The sequence below is a fragment of the Pseudomonas duriflava genome (assembly GCF_007830155.1).
Taxonomy (GTDB): domain Bacteria; phylum Pseudomonadota; class Gammaproteobacteria; order Pseudomonadales; family Pseudomonadaceae; genus Chryseomonas; species Chryseomonas duriflava.
Window position 1 is genome coordinate 173,650 of record NZ_VLKY01000006.1, and the last position, 17,359, is coordinate 191,008.

The 17,359-nt window shown below is 54.5% G+C and carries 18 protein-coding genes; 11 read left to right on the forward strand and 7 right to left on the reverse strand.

The genetic code is table 11. The annotated features are described in order from the left end of the window. The first annotated feature begins 320 nt into the window (after window positions 1-320). The 4 genes from IQ22_RS10485 to IQ22_RS10500 all read left to right on the forward strand — a co-directional run bounded on the left by IQ22_RS10485 (window position 321) and on the right by IQ22_RS10500 (window position 3,546). Window positions 321-1,760: a cytochrome ubiquinol oxidase subunit I gene (locus IQ22_RS10485; protein ID WP_145141481.1), complete on the forward strand. Its 1,440-nt coding sequence runs from the start codon at window positions 321-323 to the stop codon at window positions 1,758-1,760. Between the two features lie 3 nt (window positions 1,761-1,763). Beyond that, entirely contained in the window at window positions 1,764-2,777 is a 1,014-nt protein-coding gene (gene cydB, locus IQ22_RS10490) for a cytochrome d ubiquinol oxidase subunit II (RefSeq protein WP_145141483.1), read from the forward strand. 2 nt (window positions 2,778-2,779) lie between these two features. Next, the gene (locus IQ22_RS10495) at window positions 2,780-2,938 is read left to right on the forward strand and encodes a DUF2474 domain-containing protein (protein WP_145141485.1); all 159 of its coding nucleotides are present in this window, start codon (window positions 2,780-2,782) and stop codon (window positions 2,936-2,938) included. A 134-nt stretch (window positions 2,939-3,072) separates the two neighbouring features. Further along, the gene (locus tag IQ22_RS10500) at window positions 3,073-3,546 is read left to right on the forward strand and encodes a nuclear transport factor 2 family protein (RefSeq protein WP_145141487.1); all 474 of its coding nucleotides are present in this window, start codon (window positions 3,073-3,075) and stop codon (window positions 3,544-3,546) included. 14 nt (window positions 3,547-3,560) lie between these two features. On the opposite strand, the gene cls is transcribed toward IQ22_RS10500, so the two are convergent. Together cls and IQ22_RS10510 are read right to left on the reverse strand one after the other, a co-directional pair. Further along, on the reverse strand, window positions 3,561-5,000 hold the full coding sequence (gene cls, locus IQ22_RS10505; RefSeq protein ID WP_145141489.1) for a cardiolipin synthase: 1,440 nt from the start codon (window positions 4,998-5,000) through the stop codon (window positions 3,561-3,563). 51 nt (window positions 5,001-5,051) lie between these two features. After that, window positions 5,052-6,185, reverse strand: coding sequence for a methyltransferase (locus tag IQ22_RS10510; protein ID WP_145141490.1), 1,134 nt, complete (start codon window positions 6,183-6,185; stop codon window positions 5,052-5,054). Between the two features lie 143 nt (window positions 6,186-6,328). Here IQ22_RS10510 and kduD point away from each other — a divergent pair, with 143 nt between their 5' ends. Further along, window positions 6,329-7,090: a 2-dehydro-3-deoxy-D-gluconate 5-dehydrogenase KduD gene (gene kduD, locus IQ22_RS10515; RefSeq protein ID WP_145141492.1), complete on the forward strand. Its 762-nt coding sequence runs from the start codon at window positions 6,329-6,331 to the stop codon at window positions 7,088-7,090. 94 nt (window positions 7,091-7,184) lie between these two features. Beyond that, window positions 7,185-7,961 (forward strand): ferredoxin--NADP reductase, encoded by a 777-nt coding sequence (locus tag IQ22_RS10520; RefSeq protein ID WP_145141494.1) that lies wholly within the window; start codon window positions 7,185-7,187, stop codon window positions 7,959-7,961. 47 nt (window positions 7,962-8,008) lie between these two features. Here IQ22_RS10520 and mscL read toward each other — a convergent pair whose 3' ends face one another. Beyond that, a complete protein-coding gene (gene mscL, locus IQ22_RS10525) occupies window positions 8,009-8,452 on the reverse strand; it encodes a large-conductance mechanosensitive channel protein MscL (protein WP_145141497.1) in 444 nt (147 codons plus the stop codon). A gap of 196 nt (window positions 8,453-8,648) precedes the next feature. Between mscL and IQ22_RS10530 the strand changes: the two genes are divergently transcribed. From IQ22_RS10530 to IQ22_RS10540, 3 genes are all read left to right on the forward strand, one after another. Next, window positions 8,649-8,882, forward strand: coding sequence for an HP1242/YdcH family protein (locus IQ22_RS10530; protein WP_145141499.1), 234 nt, complete (start codon window positions 8,649-8,651; stop codon window positions 8,880-8,882). A gap of 168 nt (window positions 8,883-9,050) precedes the next feature. Next, window positions 9,051-10,580: a catalase KatB gene (gene katB, locus IQ22_RS10535; protein ID WP_145141501.1), complete on the forward strand. Its 1,530-nt coding sequence runs from the start codon at window positions 9,051-9,053 to the stop codon at window positions 10,578-10,580. A 69-nt stretch (window positions 10,581-10,649) separates the two neighbouring features. Beyond that, the gene (locus tag IQ22_RS10540) at window positions 10,650-11,210 is read left to right on the forward strand and encodes an ankyrin repeat domain-containing protein (RefSeq protein WP_145141503.1); all 561 of its coding nucleotides are present in this window, start codon (window positions 10,650-10,652) and stop codon (window positions 11,208-11,210) included. 28 nt (window positions 11,211-11,238) lie between these two features. Here IQ22_RS10540 and IQ22_RS10545 read toward each other — a convergent pair whose 3' ends face one another. From IQ22_RS10545 to IQ22_RS10555, 3 genes are all read right to left on the reverse strand, one after another. After that, a complete protein-coding gene (locus IQ22_RS10545) occupies window positions 11,239-12,003 on the reverse strand; it encodes a ParA family protein (RefSeq protein WP_145141505.1) in 765 nt (254 codons plus the stop codon). Between the two features lie 94 nt (window positions 12,004-12,097). Further along, complete coding sequence (locus IQ22_RS10550; protein ID WP_145141506.1) at window positions 12,098-12,541, reverse strand: hypothetical protein; 444 nt, start codon at window positions 12,539-12,541, stop codon at window positions 12,098-12,100. 103 nt (window positions 12,542-12,644) lie between these two features. Further along, the gene (locus IQ22_RS10555) at window positions 12,645-12,827 is read right to left on the reverse strand and encodes a hypothetical protein (protein WP_145141508.1); all 183 of its coding nucleotides are present in this window, start codon (window positions 12,825-12,827) and stop codon (window positions 12,645-12,647) included. A gap of 327 nt (window positions 12,828-13,154) precedes the next feature. On the opposite strand from IQ22_RS10555, the gene radA reads away from it, so the two are divergent. After that, entirely contained in the window at window positions 13,155-14,516 is a 1,362-nt protein-coding gene (gene radA / locus IQ22_RS10560) for a DNA repair protein RadA (protein WP_145141510.1), read from the forward strand. 9 nt (window positions 14,517-14,525) lie between these two features. Here the strand turns inward: radA and IQ22_RS10565 are convergent, their stop codons facing one another. Further along, window positions 14,526-14,894, reverse strand: coding sequence for a PilZ domain-containing protein (locus IQ22_RS10565; protein ID WP_145141512.1), 369 nt, complete (start codon window positions 14,892-14,894; stop codon window positions 14,526-14,528). A gap of 386 nt (window positions 14,895-15,280) precedes the next feature. Here IQ22_RS10565 and IQ22_RS10570 point away from each other — a divergent pair, with 386 nt between their 5' ends. Then, on the forward strand, window positions 15,281-17,347 hold the full coding sequence (locus IQ22_RS10570) for a carbon starvation CstA family protein (protein WP_145141514.1): 2,067 nt from the start codon (window positions 15,281-15,283) through the stop codon (window positions 17,345-17,347). Window positions 17,348-17,359: the final 12 nt, after the last annotated feature.

The following is a 17,359-nucleotide window of genomic DNA, read 5'->3' on the forward strand; positions in this document are numbered from 1 at the left end:
GGTGGTCATCATACCGCTTGTCTGCTGTTTTGTGAGCAGAAGGGCGACATATCTCGAAACAAGCTGACGGTCTCAACTGAGTTGCGCTACTTTGCCGCGTGACATCTGGCCACGAGTGTTACTTTCCAATAGAGCGCTACTCTGTCTCTAGACGTTGACCTGAGTCAGTGCCCTGATGCCGAAAATCTTTTAATGAGGTATCCGTTTTTCGCCTCGTCAGAACGATTGCGCGTGCCAGGGCTCGAAACATTGCCTTGAGTTGCTATGTCATCGAGCGATTGCGCTTGACGCAATCGGAAGCCTGAAGAAGAGGATCGCCTATGTTCGGCCTGGAGGCTCTGGATCTTGCGAGGATTCAGTTCGCATTCACCGTATCGTTCCATATCATCTTCCCTGCCTTATCCATTGGAATGGCAAGCTTTCTGGCCGTACTGGAAGGGTTGTGGCTGAAAACACGAGACTCGACCTACCGAGACCTCTATCACTTCTGGCTAAAGGTCTTTGCCGTTTTCTTTGGCATGGGAGTGGTATCGGGCCTGGTCATGGCCTACGAATTTGGCACCAACTGGAGTGGGTTCGTCGAGTTTGCCGGTAACGTGACCGGGCCGCTGCTGACGTATGAGGTACTGACGGCCTTCTTTATCGAGGCAGGTTTCCTGGGCGTAATGCTATTCGGCTGGAATCGCGTAGGGCCTGGCCTGCACTTTTTCTCCACCGTCATGGTGGCCCTCGGTACGTTGACGTCCACCTTCTGGATTCTATCGTCCAACAGTTGGATGCATACCCCGGACGGGTATGAAATTGTCGACGGTAGGGTAATTCCCATCAACTGGCTGGATGTGATTTTCAGCCCGTCGTTTCCGTTCCGCTGGGCGCATATGAGTATTGCGGCCTACCTGTCCGTGGCGTTTCTGGTCGGCGCGTCGGCAGCCTGGCATTTGCTGCGTGGTAACGACAACCCGGCGATCCGCAAAATGTTCTCGATGGCCATGTGGATGGCTCTGCTCGTGGCGCCCATTCAGGCTATGGTGGGTGATGCGCACGGGTTGAATACACTCGAACATCAGCCCACAAAGATCGCAGCTATTGAGGGGCATTGGGAAAACGTTCCTGGTGAGCCAACCCCTCTGATCCTGTTTGGCTGGCCCGATATGGAACGTGAGGAAACACGCTTCAAGGTTGAGATTCCGGTGCTGGGTAGCTTGATTCTCAAGCACAGCTTCACCGAGCAGATTCCTGCTTTAAAAGATTTCCCCAAGGAGGACCGTCCGCCCGCGTATGTAGTCTTCTGGAGCTTTCGCATCATGGTGCTCATGGGACTGTTGATGATTGCGACCGGCTTCTGGAGTCTCTATCTGCGCTGGCGTCACCATCTCTATGAAAACAAAGCCTTTCTGCGGGCAGTCATGTTCATGGGTCCATCAGGCCTGATTGCAGTCCTGGCAGGTTGGTTCACTACCGAGGTGGGCCGGCAGCCATGGGTAGTGTATGGCCTGCTGCGTACCAAGGATGCCGTTTCCAATCATGGCGTGGGGCAGCTCAGCCTGACCCTGATCAGTTTTGTCGTTGTGTACTTCGCGGTATTCGGCATCGGAACGGTGTATGCGCTGCGCATTATCGGCAAGGGTCCGCATACCGGAGAGGGCAAGCAGTCCACGGCTGGTGGTCCGGGCCATGACCGCCATACCAAACGCCCCCTGTCCGCCACGAATGCAGGCTTTGAACAAGGCCACACCCATGATGACCTGGATAGGAATTAAACAATGGTTGGCATAGATCTCACCTTTATCTGGGCTGTCATCATCATCTTTTCGATCATGATGTATGTGGTGATGGACGGCTTTGACCTGGGCATCGGAATCCTTTTTCCCTTTGTGAAGGGGAGCGAGGAGCGGGGCGTCATGATGAATACCGTGGCGCCCATCTGGGACGGTAACGAAACCTGGCTGGTTCTGGGCGGGGCGGGGTTATACGGCGCCTTTCCGCTGGCCTACGGCGTCGTCTTGCCGGCGCTGTACCTGCCGCTGATTTTCATGCTGATCGGCTTGATCTTTCGCGGTGTAGCGTTCGAGTTTCGCTTCAAGGTCGATGTAGGCAAGGAGGGCTTGTGGGACAAGTCCTTCATTGTCGGGTCGGTACTGGCTACATTCTGCCAGGGCGTGGCGCTGGGCGGCTTCATCCAGGGGATACCCGTTGTCAACCGCCAGTATGCCGGCGGGCCGCTGGACTGGCTCACGCCATTCTCGCTCTTTTGCGGGTTGGGCTTGATCGCGGCTTATGCACTGCTCGGCAGTACCTGGCTGATCATGAAGACCGAAGGGCATATTCAGGCGCGCATGCGAACATTGACCCGGCCATTACTGCTCATTTTGTTGCTGGTCATGGGCGGTGTCAGCTTGTGGACGCCGTTGAGCCATGAGGCTATCGCCCAGCGCTGGTTTACCTTTCCCAATATCCTGTGGTTTATGCCGGTTCCGATTTTGGTTGTGGTGACTGCAGTGGGCCTACTGAAATCCATTCAGCGGGAGGAAATCCATTCCACGCCGTTCGTGCTCACGCTTATTCTGATCTTTCTTGGGTATAGCGGTCTGGGTATCAGTTTATGGCCCTATATCATTCCGCCTTCCGTAACGATCTGGGACGCGGCTTCGCCGCCACAAAGCCAGCTGTTTTTGTTGATCGGTACGCTATTCATCATTCCGATGACACTTATGTATACCGCCTGGGGGTATTACGTTTTCCGTGGGAAGGTCAGAGCGGGAGAGGGGTATCACTGATCATGGCTGGACAAGAACAAGAGCCCAATCCCGCCGAGGGCAAGCCCCTCTGGAAACGGTTGGGATGGATGTTGGTGATTTGGGCAGGCAGCGTAGCGGCCTTAGGTATCCTTTCCTATGGCCTGCGCCTGTTCATGAGCGCAGCCGGACTCAAGTCATAAGCGTGATTTGATCCGGGAAACACGGGGTTAAGCTGTCTGGTATCGGTTCGATTGGCTGAATCCGTGGGGTGTTTGACCTATGAGCGCTGGGCATCCCGCTATGCTTGAACGCTTTCGATTCCAGGAGAATTGCTATGGATGTCTTGAGCCGCCCACCGTTACCCCCGTTCACGCTCGAAACGGCCTGCCAGAAAGTGCGCGCTGCCGAGGATGGCTGGAACGGCCGCGACCCCTATAAGATGGCGCTGGCCTACAGTGAAGACAGTGTCTGGCGTAACCGTGCCGAGTTCATCCGTGGACGTGAACAAATCGTGGCGTTTTTGGAGCGAAAGTGGCGAAGGGAGTTGGAGTATCGCCTGATCAAGGAGCTTTGGTCGCACGACGGTAACCGCATTGCCGTGCGCTTCGCCTATGAGTGGCATGACGACAGCGGGCAGTGGTTTCGCTCCTATGGTAACGAGAATTGGGCATTCAACGGGCAGGGCCTGATGATTGAGCGGCACGCCAGCATTAACGATCTGCCTATCCAGGAGCGCGAGCGGCTATTTCATTGGCCGCAGGGGCGTCGACCGGATGATCACGCCTCGTTGAGTGCGTTGGGGCTATAAAGGGGCAACTCACATTACAGCACGGGCGAGAACAGGCGTGCGATACGCATGCCTGCCTTGCGCCATCGACGTACGTTCACATTGTCTTCTGGCGTCAGCTCCAAAGAGCGTGAAAAATCGACTTCTAGCATCTTGCGCACCTCCCAGGCGAATTGCATATCCACCGTCATGACCATTACTTCGAAGTTCAGGCGGAATGAGCGATTATCAAGGTTAGCGCTGCCAATGGCGGTGACGTCTTCATCGATTAACACTACCTTTTGATGCATGAAACCCGGCTGGTAACGAAAGATGCGAATGCCATTCTCGACAGCCCGAAGCGCATACAGATAGGACGCGGCATAGACAACTTTGTGATCCGGCCGTGAGGGCAACAGAATTCGTACATCCACGCCGCGCAAGGCCGCTAGTTGCAGAGCAGCGGCTACCGCTTCGTCAGGAATGAAATAGGGTGTGGTGATCCAAATGCGGTGCTGCGCGGAGTGGATGGCCTCAACAAAAAACAACGAACAGGTTTCCCGGTCGTCCGCCGGGCCGGTCGCCACAACCTGGCAGAGCATACCGCCGTCTTCATAGCTTTCCGGCAAAAGCAGGGTCGGCAGCTTGCGGGTAACCCAAAACCAGTCCTGAGCAAAGGTTTCCTGCAGGGTTGCCAGAGCCGGTCCGCGAACTTCAATATGCGTATCTCGCCAAGGGGCTAGTGGTGGTTTATGACCCAGGTATTCCTCGCCAACATTGTGTCCACCTGCGAAACCGACTTCACCGTCCACCACGACGATCTTTCGATGGTTGCGGAAGTTAACCTGAAAGCGGTTGATCAATCCGCGGCGGTTGCTGAACGCCTTGACCTGAACACCGGCGGCCCGCAGCTTCATCACATAGCTGCGCGGTAGAGCATGACTGCCAATGGCGTCATAGAGCAGAAAGACTTCAACGCCAGCCTGGGCCCGTTCGATTAGCGTATTTTGCAGTGCACGGCCAATGGGGTCGTCATGAATGATGAAAAACTGTACCAGCACAACTTGGCGCGCTTCGCGAATGGCCTTGAAGATGGCTGTAAAGGTTTCTGTGCCATCCACCAGAAGTTTGACCTTATTGCTGGCTACGCAAGGCGTGCGGGTTAAGGCGGTCATGGCCTTGAGCTTTCGATTGGCCGCGCTGCACTGCTGCGCAGCCAAAGCCTCGGCGATCCAGGGGCGCCAGTTCAGCTCGGCGGCCAGACGGGCCATCTCCTCATTGGCTTGCCGACGAGCCTTGACGTAACCGTCGAAGCGTCGCCGTCCAAACACAAGATAGGGCAGTAGGCTAATGAACGGCATGAACACCAAGGCAATCGCCCAGGCCATGGCGCCTTGCGCCGTACGCACGGTAATGACAGCGTGAATGGCCGCCAACACGCCGCTGACTTCAACAAGAATGGCAAGCAGATGCAGGTCGATAGGTAACGCGGGCACGTAAAATCCTGTCTGGTACGCGAACCCAGGCCGGATATGGCCCGAGTAGGTCTAGGAGAGTGCTTCGACCGCACGCAATACAACGAATTTCGGTGTGGCGGCAATTTGTTCGACGCGCCTGAACAAGCGCTTGAGTTTGACGTGATAACCCAAGTGCCGGTTGCCTACGATCCACAGTTCACCGCCGTTATCCAGTGCGGCTCGGGCCTGCTGGAACATGCGCCACGCCAGGAAGTCACCTACCACCTGTTGCTGATGGAAGGGCGGGTTACATAACACTATATCGAGCGAACGAGGCGGCTGGCTGGCCAGGCCGTCATCGGCCCGAAAAATCGCTGGCCGCGCTCCAAGTGCCCTATGCCAGTTTTCTTCCGCTGACTGAATCGCCATATAGGATTCGTCTACCAACGTGTACTGGGCCTCAGGGTTGGCCAGTGCACTGGCAATGGCCAATACACCGTTGCCACAACCCAGATCAGCCACCCGGGCATTGCCCAGGCTAGTAGGCAGATGCGGCAGGAAGGCCCGCGTACCAATGTCCAATCCTTCCCGGCAGAACACATTGGCATGGTTAACCAGTTCCAGCGCCGGCTGATCGAGTTGATAACGCGTCGGGTAGGGGGACGGAGCGGGTTGTCTAGGCGCGGGCGTAGCGAGCAGCAGGCGGGCCTTCTTGACTGCCAGCGAGGCCTGCACCGGGCCAATATATGTTTCCAGCAGACCGCCCGCGGCCCGGGGCAGGTGCTTGATCATGGCCGCTGCGATCACGCGCGCGCCCGGCGCCAGTTGACCTTGCAGACGAATGAGCTGTTCTTCCAGCAGGGCGAGCGTTTTCGGGATGCGGATCAACACGTAATCGAAAGGGCCAACTACCGGCTCGCTGGCCGGGACAAAGCTTACCGCCTCTTGGCCCAAACCATTGCGTTCAAGGTTGTCACGCAGCGCCAGGGCTGCCAGGTGAGAATCTCCACTGGAGATAATTTGCGCCTGGCGTGCCAGGCTGATTGCCAGCGCGCCAAAACTGTCATTGAGCACAAGTACACGTGCTCCGGCAGCTAGCCCTTCTTCGGCCAGCTGATTGAGCGTGTACTCATCGGCAGCATCAAAGGCCTGTAACGGGTCGTCGCGACGGGGCGGTTGACGTTGAAGATCGAGGTGGGCAAAGGGCGTAGAAAGACGAGCCATGAACAGACATCTATGCAAGCGGCGGAAAGACGTCAGTGTAGGGGAGTCGTCAGGGTTACGCTGCTCTTTTCCAGCTGAACGTCGCGTCGTGCTCGTCGGTCCAAGAGCGGAGTGATCCATCTACTGGTCCTGCCGAGGGCGCCATGAGTCTTGATTCATTCTCACTGAAAGGAAAGGTCGCTATTGTCACCGGGTGCGACGCTGGATTGGGGCAGGCTATGACGGTTGCTCTGGCCCGTGCCGGTTGCAACATCGTAGGGGTCAGCCGGCGAACACCGGATGAGACGCAAGCCCTGGTCGAGTCGGCCGGTCGCCGCTTCGAAGCCGTCAAGGCAGATCTGAGCACGATTGAGCCTATTCCGTTCATTGTAGACGAGGCGCTGCGTGCGTTCGGTCATATCGATGTGCTGATCAATAACGCCGGGATCATCCGCCGTGAAAATGCCCTTGAATTCAGCGAGCAGGACTGGGACGACGTTCTGGACGTCAACCTCAAAAGCGTGTTCTTTCTGTCCCAGGCCGTAGCACGGCACTGCGTCGCTGAGCAGCGCGGCGGTAAAATAATCAACATTGCATCAATGCTGTCGTTTCAGGGCGGTATTCGCGTGCCGTCCTATACTGCGGCGAAAAGTGGCCTAATGGGGCTGACCAAGGCACTGGCCAATGAATGGGCTCCGCACGGAATCAATGTCAATGCGATTGCCCCGGGCTATATGGCAACCAACAATACAGCCGCGTTGCGGGCCGATAAGCAGCGTAACGCGGATATCCTGGCCCGGATTCCGGCTGGGCGCTGGGGGCGCGCGGATGATCTTGCTGGCCCGGTCGTCTTCCTGGCGTCGTCGGCTTCTGACTATATGCATGGCTGCACACTAGCCGTAGACGGCGGCTGGCTGGCGCGCTAAAGGGCTGTACACCTACAGATTGTCCGTTGAAAAGCCGGGCCAGGCTTGTTTTCATGACCACCATGAGCCTGTCTGAACTACGAGGAAGCCCCGCATGACTGCCCAGGACGAGAAGTACACCCGCCAGACGATTACTGAGGTCTGGCCGTGGGCCGACAACCTGTTCAGCCTGCGTACGACCCGCGATCCACGCTTTCGCTTCAGTGCCGGTCAATTCGCCCGGCTTGGAGTGGAAAAGGCGGATGGTGAGGTTGTCTGGCGGGCCTACTCGATGGTTTCGGCACCCCATGACGAGTTTCTAGAGTTCTTTTCCATTGTTGTGCCTGGCGGGGCTTTTACAAGCGAACTGAGCCGGTTAAAGCCCGGCGATACGTTGCTTGTGGAAAAGCAGCCATACGGCTATCTCACCCTGGAACGTTTCACAGGGGGGCGAGACCTCTGGTTATTGGCAACCGGTACCGGGCTGGCACCTTTCCTGTCCATGCTGCAGGAACCGGATGTATGGCAGCGCTATGAGCGGATCATCTTGGTATACAGCGTACGCGAGGCAAAGGACTTGGCCTATCAGGGCATGATCAAGGGGTTTGCTGAGCTGGAGTACCTGGAAGGCGTGGCTGAAAAGCTGGTCTACTTGCCCGTCGTCACGCGTGAGTCCTATCCTGGTGCGCTAGAAGGTCGCATAACAACCCTGATTGAAAACGGTGAGTTGGAGCGAGCCGCTAGTGTAGACCTGTCTACCGAGCACTCCCGCATTCTGATCTGTGGTAATCCCGAGATGGTGGAAGACACCCGCGCCGTGCTCAAGACACGTGGCCTGCAACTGGCCTTGAGTCGCCGGCCTGGGCAGATAGCGGTAGAGAACTATTGGTGACGCCATCGCCTCAAGCCTGTAAAGATTTGAGGTGATTCAATGTTTTCTTAAGGCGTAGTTGGCGGTTCGTTCCTACCCGCAGGCTCGGTCTTCTGGCTCTGCTCCTTGAGCAGGTCACGAATTTCCGTCAGTAGCGCCTGATCTTTGGTTGGGCCAGCCGCTGCCTTTTGCTCCTGATGCAGATGCAGGCGGTTCAGCATCTTGATGGCGCTAAAGATGGCAAAAGCGATGATTATAAAGTCGAAGATAGACTGCAAGAATTTGCCGTAAGACAGCAGTACCGGTGGAGCCCCGTTCTGGGCGGCCTTCAATGTAATAGCCAGATTAGAGAAGTCCACACCACCCAGTAGCAGGCCAAGCGGAGGAGTGATCACGTCGGCAACGAATGAAGACACGATCTTGCCGAAGGCTCCACCAATAATGACTCCAACAGCCAGGTCGACGACATTGCCCTTTACGGCGAATGTCCTGAATTCGTTGATAAATTTCATAAGCACTCCTGTTTTGGGAATAGCAAAGACGCCATTACAAATGTCTTGGGCACTTTGAGCCCCGAAACGGCTTTGTTGTTTCGATCTGTCTTGGAAAAGTGTTCAGCCCGAGGCGGGCGCACTTTGCCTGACAGCTGCGGTCCACCTATATACGGGCTAAAAAACTTATCTGTTCATCCACGTAAGGAGGTTATCCATGGTTGCCGAGCACAACTTGCATAAAGATTTTCCGGACAAGGTTGAAACGTTTGAAAAACTTCGCAAGGATAGTCCTGAGTTCGCCAAACTGGTCGAGCAATACGAGGCACTGGATCAGGAGATCCTCGAAATTGAAGGGCTGGTAGAGAACAGCGGAGACGAGGAGCTGAACCGGTGTAAGCGTGAGCGAATGGTGATCAAAGACAAGATCGCCCGCGAGCTCCAACGTTAACAAGTTTGTCTGGCCGCTGCTTTTAGTAGCGGCTATAGCCTACTTTTCCGGTTTCGTTCATTGATTTTCTTGATAAAAAAATACAAGTCTTTCAATTTAGCGAAGCGGCCAAGGTTCCTTAGTCTTTGATGTGCCTTTTGAGCACTTCATTAAAAGAGGAACCGTACCATGTCCATTCGGACCTTTTCAGGCCATGCCTTGAGCCTGATCGCTGCGAGCATTCTGACCGTTTCTGTAGCCTATGCCGATGTCCTGACGCGTGATAATGGCGCGCCGGTCGGTGACAACCAGAACTCCCAGACAGCTGGCGCAACAGGCCCTACGCTGTTACAGGATGTACAGCTGATCCAGAAACTTCAACGTTTTGATCGCGAGCGGATTCCCGAGCGAGTGGTACATGCGCGCGGTACTGGCGCTCATGGTGAGTTCGTTGCGGAAGCCGATATTTCCGATCTAACCAAGGCGAAAGTCTTCCGCAAGGGCGAGCATACACCGGTCTTTGTGCGCTTCTCCTCTGTTGTTCACGGTAATCACTCTCCAGAAACCCTGCGTGACCCCCGTGGTTTTGCGACTAAGTTCTACACTGCCGATGGCAACTGGGACTTGGTAGGCAACAACTTCCCAACCTTCTTCATCCGCGACGCGATCAAGTTCCCGGACATGGTCCACTCCTTCAAGACGGACCCGCGTACCAATCTGGATGATGATTCTCGCCGCTTCGACTTCTTCTCTCACGTACCAGAAGCCACCCGTACCCTGACCCAGCTGTACTCCAATGAAGGTACCCCAGTGGGCTATCGCTTCATGGACGGCAACGGTGTACATGCCTATAAGTTCGTCAATGCTGAAGGCAAGGTGCACTATGTGAAGTTCCACTGGAAGTCACTACAGGGCGTCAAGAACCTTGATCCCAAGCAGGTCATGGAAGTGCAGGGTAAAGACTATTCCCACATGACCAACGACCTGGTTAGTGCAATCAAGAAGGGTGACTACCCGAAGTGGGACCTGTACATCCAGGTGCTCAACCCGGAAGATTTGGCCAAGTTCGACTTCGATCCTCTGGACGCAACCAAGATCTGGCCGAATGTGCCTGAGCGCAAGATCGGCCAGATGGTCCTGAACAAGAACGTGGATAACTTCTTCCAGGAGACCGAGCAGGTTGCCATGGCGCCAGCTAACGTCGTACCTGGTATCGAGCCGTCCGAAGACCGTCTGCTGCAGGGTCGCGTATTCTCTTATGCCGACACCCAGATGTACCGCGTTGGCACAAACGGCCTGAGCCTGCCCATCAACCGTCCTCGTGTAGCTGTAAACAATGGCAACCAGGATGGTGCGATGAACTTTGGTCATACCGTAACCGGCGTCAACTACGAGCCGAGCCGTCTAAATCCGCGTCCGCAGGATGACAATGCCCGCTACAGTCAGCTGCCGCTGTCCGGCACTACTCAGCAGGCCAAAATCCAGCGCGAGCAAAACTTCAAGCAGGCCGGTGATCTGTATCGTTCGTACAGCAAGAAAGAGCAGCAGGACCTGATCCAGAGCTTTGGTGAGTCCCTGGCGGGAGCGGATGCCGAGAGCAAGAACATCATGCTGTCGTTCCTGTACAAGGCTGATCCTGAATACGGCACTGGCGTTGCCAAGGTAGCCGGTGGCGACCTGGCCAAGGTCAAGCAACTGGCTGCCCAGTTGAAAGACTAATCGTGTCTCTCACGGCACGGTTTATAGCCGTGTCGTGAGCCCGCTTATTTACGTTAAGGAGACCTCGTCATGCGTGGCCTGTTATTCGGTGCCGTCGTGCTGTTCGGCGCGGCCTGCTGGGCGGACGAACCCGCTTCTGCTCCTTCCGCAAGCGATCCGGCGGCGGTCCAGTCTCAATTACACACTTACTTTTTCGATGCGGCCCGTGAAGGGCGCAGTGAAATGCTGGCCGAGTTCATCAAGGCTCACTATGACCTTAATACCCGTGACGAGAAGGGCTACACGGCTCTGATTCTGGCGGCTTACCATGGGCACAAGGCGGTTGTCGAACAGTTACTGGCAGCGGGTGCGGACCCCTGCATTCAGGACAATCGAGGCAATACAGCGTTAATGGGAGCGATCTTCAAAGGGGAAGTGGCTATTGCCCACCGCCTCATCATGGCGGAGTGCAGCCCTGATCAGCGTAATACGGCAGGCCAGACCGCCGCCATGTACGCCGCATTGTTTCAGCGTAAGGATGTACTTGACGCCCTTGCGGCTCAAGGCGCCGACCTCAACGCAAAGGACGCCATGGGTAATACTGTAGAAAAACTTGAGCGAGGCGAGTTCAGCCAGCCCCCAGCAAAGTGATGAGGGCTCTTGCCTTTGGATTCCGCTGTTACCGGCCTTCCAACCAGTTAAACAAAGACTGGTATTGCTGGGTCAGCTTATGGGTCGGATCCAGGTGAATAAGAGGTATGCACGCTTGATGAGACTCGCGCATCTTTACAGAGCTTGAAAGGTAAGCGGGGATAACAGGAAGCTCTCGCTGTTTGAGTTCGTCTAGCAGTTGGCGCGGTACAGTAGCCTGGGAATGATATTGATTGACCACAATGCCTTCGACCGTTAGGCGATACTCGTAATCCTCGCGAATTTCCTCAATCTCGACAAATAGATCATAAAGCGCCTGTAGGGAAAACCGGTCGCAGTCAAAAGGAATCAAACAGCGATCCGCGGCGATGAGTGCAGAAATACTATAGAAGTTCAAAGCAGGAGGCGTATCCAGGTAGATCCTGTCGTAGTCTTCCTCCAGTCTTTCCAGATATTTGCTGAGCTTTTGTATCTTATATTTCGATTCGAGTTTGGACTGTAGCTCCGCCAGCTCATTCGACCCTGCAATGAGGTAGAGATTGTTGTAGGCAGTTTCGTGAATGGTAGCCTGGGCTTTTTTCCCTGCTCCTGAAACGGACTGTTTGAAAAAGTCGGCAATCCCTAGCGGTGTGTCTTTGCCTGTCAATCCCGTCAGGTAATGGGTGGAGTTGGCCTGCGGATCCAAGTCGATAAGCAGGGTGCGGTAACCTTCATTAGCGCTGATAGCAGCAAGGTTGCAAGCAATACTTGATTTTCCTACACCGCCCTTTTTGTTGAAGATGACCCGCTTCATTTTATTTCCTGGTTATATCCAACCTGTCAGTAAAATTGGCAGAGGTGTTCTGGAGGCTCGCTATTGAGGATTTCCTGCACCTCGGCCAGTCCTGTTAGTGGCTAACGGCCTGAGGTGCTGGCTCGTCAGCACCTGGCTCCTTTCTCTTTTGGAGAGAATGTGTAGCGGCATCCCGTACGGCATGAATGCTCTTCACCAAATTCACACTTTCGGCGATATCCTGATTAAGTCGATCAAGATAATGCTGTATCCCGCTCTGCTTGCGGTTCAGCTTATCGAGGCGCTCAGTGTATTTGGCTATCTTCTTTTCCGCTTTTTCAACAGCTTTAGCTTTGGTTGACGCCATGGCATGCTCAAGATCCGCCTGAGCGGTGTTCAGCTTTTTGAGCGTCGTTTCATGACGCTTTTTCTGATAGGAAAGGTTTTCTTCGGCTGAGCGTGATACTTCGGCGCAAGCAGTTTCGAAGTTAACCAACAAACTTCCGGACAATTCTTCAAGAAGTTCTAACGGAGAGGAAATGCTAACTTTGTTAGGCATTGTTTTACCCTGAAAAATATTAAAGCATGACCAAAAGCAATGGGTTGTTTTATAAGGCTAAATAAAACAATCCACTGATAGGGCAATATAAGGTAAGACGCTTTTATGCCGGCTCGTTCGTTTCTTCGAACTGTACCGTTGTTGAGTCCCTAAGGGCGCTAATGCGCGTCTCTAGCTGACTTACGAAAAGATCAGCTTCATGCTTTGTATGGAATCTAATAGGAATGTCGTTCAGCTTAACTACCCAGACAGCTTCCGTTTCCTGCTCTTCAACGTGAATATCCATGCCGACGCTCTCCAAGAATGGCTCGGTCATAGTAATGAGCTGTCTTTATTTTGAAAACTACCTGTAATGGCTTTTTAATAAAAAATAGTCATTTTGTACTATTAAATGTCACCAGTCTGTGCGTGTGAATATAACGTTTCATTTTTATTTCAATATCATTAAATTTTAATTAATATTTAATGAATTCAGGTATTTATGTCTCAGCACACTTAAGCGGTTCTGCACATTTTTGGCAGATTCATCTTATACAGAGACAAAAGAAACATGGCTGATTACTGTAAATTCATACAGTAATGTATAATTGGGCTTTCTGTTCAGGAGCCCGGAATGGCCAAAGCCAAACGCATGTATGGCTGCACTGAGTGCGGCGCTACCTTTCCAAAATGGGCCGGCCAGTGCGGTGAGTGCGGTGCCTGGAATACCCTGGTCGAAACCGTCGTTGACACAGCTCCTTCTGCCACAGGACGTGGAAGTTGGACTGGGCAGCAAGCGGTACTCAAGACCCTGGCCGAGGTCAGTGTTGAAGAGACTCCGCGCTTTACTACCGACTCGACAGAGCTAGACCGCGTACTAGGGGGCGGTCTCGTTGACGGTTCGGTCGTTTTGATCGGTGGGGATCCGGGTATCGGTAAGTCTACTATTCTGCTGCAAACGCTTTGCCGCATCGCTGAGCGAATGCCAGCGCTTTATGTCACGGGCGAAGAGTCGCAGCAACAGGTTGCTATGCGGGCCCGTCGCCTGGGTTTACCGGAAGATAAACTTAAGGTCATGACGGAGACTTGTATCGAAAGCATCATCTCGACGGCACGGCAAGAAAAGCCTCGTGTCATGGTGGTGGACTCGATCCAAACGATTTTTACCGAGCAACTCCAGTCTGCGCCAGGCGGTGTCGCCCAAGTTCGAGAAAGTGCAGCTTTGCTCGTGCGTTTCGCCAAACAGACCGGCACGGCCATTTTTCTGGTGGGCCATGTTACCAAAGAGGGTGCACTGGCGGGGCCGCGAGTCCTGGAGCACATGGTGGATACCGTCTTGTATTTCGAAGGTGAATCCGACGGCCGCCTGCGTCTGTTGCGGGCTGTAAAGAACCGCTTTGGCGCAGTGAACGAACTGGGCGTTTTTGGCATGACCGATAAAGGGCTGAAAGAGGTTTCTAACCCATCAGCTATCTTTCTAACCCGTGCTCAGGAAGCCGTGCCAGGCAGTGTAGTCATGGCGACATGGGAAGGGTCGCGGCCCATGCTGGTGGAAGTACAGGCGTTGGTGGATACCAGTCACCTGGCCAATCCGCGACGGGTCACGGTAGGGCTCGATCAGAACCGCCTGGCCATGTTGTTGGCGGTATTGCACCGTCATGGTGGCATCCCCACCTATGATCAGGATGTATTCATTAACGTTGTCGGCGGGGTCAAGGTTTTGGAAACGGCCGTAGACTTGGCTCTTATGGCTGCGGTGATTTCCAGCTTGCGCGACAGACCTTTGGCCCATGATCTTTTGGTGTTCGGCGAGATAGGCCTGTCAGGCGAGATCCGGCCGGTGCCCAGCGGACAGGAGCGCTTGAAAGAGGCAGCTAAACACGGTTTCAAGCGTGCCATCGTACCTAAGGGCAACGCCCCTAAAGAAGCACCGCCAGGGCTCGAAATTATCGCTGTAACGCGACTTGATCAGGCCTTGTCGGCACTCTTTGAGTAACGCTGTACCTTATTCCTTGCCGAGCGCGGCGAGTTCGCGCCCGAGCAGGGTCTCATCTCCGAGGTTAAGTTCGACCAGGCGGCGCAGGTGACTGATCGAATCAAGGTCGATCTTCTGGCAGGCGAACCCCAACTGATCGGCTTCGACATGAGCCAGTTCTGCTTGCATACAAACTTGGGTTTCGGTATCCAGCTGAATGTTTATCTCGAACGATTGCTGCTGTTCGCCTTGCCAGTCCAACGGCTTCTGGATCAGAACACCTTTAAGCGAAATGTCATGGACCGGAGCGCTCCAGCGTTGGACACCTTGGCTGATATCAGCGGTGGCATCGAATGGGAAGCGCTTGAAGCGGCGGCGCTCTTCGTTCGGGTGGTTCATATCGCTACTCCTTGATGCGAAATCGCTAGGATTATTGCGGCCTGCTTAAGTTTTCAGGCTGGCCTGTGAGGGTAGGGTAGGCAGATACCCTATACGTTCTATAGGGAAATATAGTGAAGCCAATGACCTCAGAGGTCACTTTCGAACGGCCAGTCGGTCAAGTGGCATAGAGCAGCGGCTATTAAACACGGCAAGTAATTGTGATCTGATTCGCAAGATTGGCTGATGTTTAGATGATTTTTCCTCTTTATTCCAGCAGCATCATCCAAGAAGGACACTTTAGGCCCGCGCTAGACAGGTTTCTCAGACCAAGGTGGCATGGCAAAATGCCAAGGGTGGGCTAAGCTTGGGCGGCAGCCTTTTTGTCTGTCCATTCGGGAGCCATTATGAATAATAAAAGCAGCGTTTTCCGCCATGTGCCTTGGGCCGTGGTAGCGACTGCAGGAGCGTTTGCGCTGGGCGTTGTGGCCTTGCGACGGGGTGAGCCGATTAACGCCTTGTGGATCGTGGTGGCCGCCGTCGCCCTCTATCTCATTGCCTATCGTTACTACAGTTTGTTCATCGCCACCAAGGTGATGCAGCTTGATCCTCTCCGAGCGACACCCGCCATTTTAAATAATGACGGTCTGGACTATGTTCCTACCAACAAGCACATCCTGTTTGGCCACCACTTTGCTGCCATCGCCGGAGCAGGGCCACTGGTAGGTCCCGTGCTAGCAGCGCAGATGGGCTATCTGCCCGGCACGCTATGGCTGATCGCTGGCGTGGTATTGGCCGGTGCAGTCCAGGACTTCATGATTCTGTTTATTTCCAGTCGCCGTAACGGCCGTTCCCTCGGTGAAATGGTGCGCGAGGAAATGGGGCAGGTCCCAGGTACTATTGCTTTGTTTGGCTGCTTCCTGATCATGATCATCATCCTGGCGGTGTTGGCCCTGATCGTAGTGAAAGCTCTGGCACACAGCCCCTGGGGTATGTTCACCGTGCTGGCAACGTTGCCCATCGCCGTGTTCATGGGCATCTATATGCGGTTTATCCGGCCGGGCCGGATCGGTGAGATCTCTATCGTCGGGTTGGTGCTGCTGCTCGCTTCTATCTGGTATGGCGGCGTGATCGCAGCGGATCCGGTCTGGGGGCCCCGTTTCACCTTTACCGGTGAGCAGATTACCTGGATGCTCATCGGGTATGGCTTCGTTGCGTCCGTGTTGCCGGTCTGGCTGCTGCTAGCCCCTCGCGACTACCTCTCAACCTTTCTCAAGATCGGTACCATCGTTGCGTTGGCCATCGGCATTCTGTTCCTGGCACCAGAATTGAAAATGCCAGCGCTGACTCAGTTTGTTGATGGCACAGGGCCGGTCTGGAAAGGCACCTTGTTCCCATTCCTCTTTATCACCATTGCCTGCGGTGCGGTGTCCGGTTTCCATTCGCTGATCGCTTCCGGTACGACACCAAAGCTACTCAGCCGTGAAACCGATGCTCGTTATATCGGGTATGGCGCCATGCTGATGGAGTCCTTTGTTGCCATCATGGCCTTAGTCGCGGCCTCGATTATCGAGCCGGGTGTGTATTTTGCAATGAATAGTCCGGCTGCCATTGTTGGTTCGGATGTAGTTAGTGCAGCAGCAACCATCAGTTCCTGGGGCTTTACCGTTACGCCGGAAGTTCTGACTCAAACAGCTCAGGATATCGGTGAAACGACTGTTCTAGGTCGAGCAGGTGGTGCCCCTACGTTGGCAGTGGGTATCGCTCAGATCCTGCACCAAGTCCTGCCCGGCGAGAACACCATGGCGTTCTGGTATCACTTCGCAATTCTGTTTGAAGCCCTGTTCATTCTGACCGCTGTTGATGCGGGTACCCGTGCGGGCCGTTTTATGCTCCAAGATCTCTTGGGTAATTTCGTGCCTGCACTCAAGCGTACCGACTCCTGGATTGCCAATATGATCGGCACCGGCGGTTGTGTCGCGCTATGGGGCTATTTGCTATACCAAGGCGTAGTCGATCCGCTGGGTGGTATCAATACACTCTGGCCGTTGTTTGGGATTTCCAACCAAATGCTGGCGGGCGTGGCATTGATGCTGGGTACCGTGGTGCTAATCAAGATGAAGCGTGAGCGTTATGTGTGGGTTACTGCACTGCCGGCCACGTGGCTGCTGGTTTGTACCACTTATGCCAGTTTGATCAAGCTGTTCGATGCGAACCCTGCAGTGGGTTTCTTGGCCCAGGCGCACAAGTACCGTGACGCCTTAGCTGCCAATCAGATCATCGCACCGGCCAAGAGTGCCGAGCAGATGCAGCAGATCATGATCAACAGCTACACCAATGCTACCCTGACGGTGTTGTTCCTGATCGTAGTGGCCAGCGTTCTGTTCTATACCTTGAAGGTTGGTTATGCAGCGTGGTTCAAGCCTGAGCGGACCGACAAGGAAACACCATTCCAACCGCTGACCAACGCTTAACGGGAGCCGCGC